The following is an 814-nucleotide window of genomic DNA, read 5'->3' on the forward strand; positions in this document are numbered from 1 at the left end:
GAGGGCGCTACTTCGAGAAGTTCGACGCGGCCCACTGGATCGAGGCGATCTTCGCCTGGCCCGCGATGCTCGGGTGGAAGTAGTCCGTGGTGCCGATCAGGCTCTTCGTGACGGGCGTCGCGGTGAGCGCACCACCGTCCCAGTCGCAGAGCTGACCGGCGGCGCTGCACGCCGTCTGCAGGGCGGTGTTGTACTGCGTCGTCCGCGTCTTCGCGGCAGCGGCGGAGGCGGCCGCAGCGGTGCTGCTCAGCCGACGGCCGGTCGAGCTGACGCCGCGGGTGGTGCGGCACAGGTCGCCGCCGGACCAGACCAGCGCGCCGACTCCGGTCTTGACGACCGACCACTCGGACGCGACGTTCGGCATCGAGGAGAGGACGATGCGGGCGGAGGGCCACGTGGTGCGGATCTTCGTGATCGCGGCGGAGGCCCCCGTGCGGAAGGTGCTCGCCGGGGTCATGGTGTAGCCGTCGGAGGCGACGCGGTTGTCGGGCGAGCAGAGGTCGTTGCCGCCGATGAGCAGGGTGACGACATCGGGCCGCACGCCGGCGGCGACCGCTGCGTCGATCCGCGAGGGGACCTGCGCGACGACGTCGCCGGTGGTGGCGAAGTTCGCGGTCGTCACGGTGGTGCCGGGCAGTGCCGCGCGCAGTCGCGACGCGAAGGACTTCACCGAGGTGCTGGTGCCGGTGGACCAGTTGTTGCGCGGGCAGTCGCCGAAGGAGCCGCAGGTGCCGTAGGCCTGGGTGATGGAGTCGCCCAGGCTCAGCACCGAGAGGGTGGCGGGAGTGGCGGCGGCGGCGGCCTGCGCGGGCAG

The 814-nt window shown here is 72.2% G+C and carries 1 protein-coding gene; it reads right to left on the minus strand.

Annotated features, from left to right (window positions below; all coding sequences use genetic code 11):
• Window positions 1-7: 7 nt before the first annotated feature.
• A partial coding sequence (locus tag C5D44_RS17495; RefSeq protein ID WP_181118550.1) for a GDSL-type esterase/lipase family protein occupies window positions 8-814 on the minus strand: 807 nt, incomplete at its 5' end.

Origin of the sequence: Rathayibacter sp. AY1B5 (assembly GCF_002932795.1) — a bacterium.
Lineage (GTDB): Bacteria > Actinomycetota > Actinomycetes > Actinomycetales > Microbacteriaceae > Rathayibacter.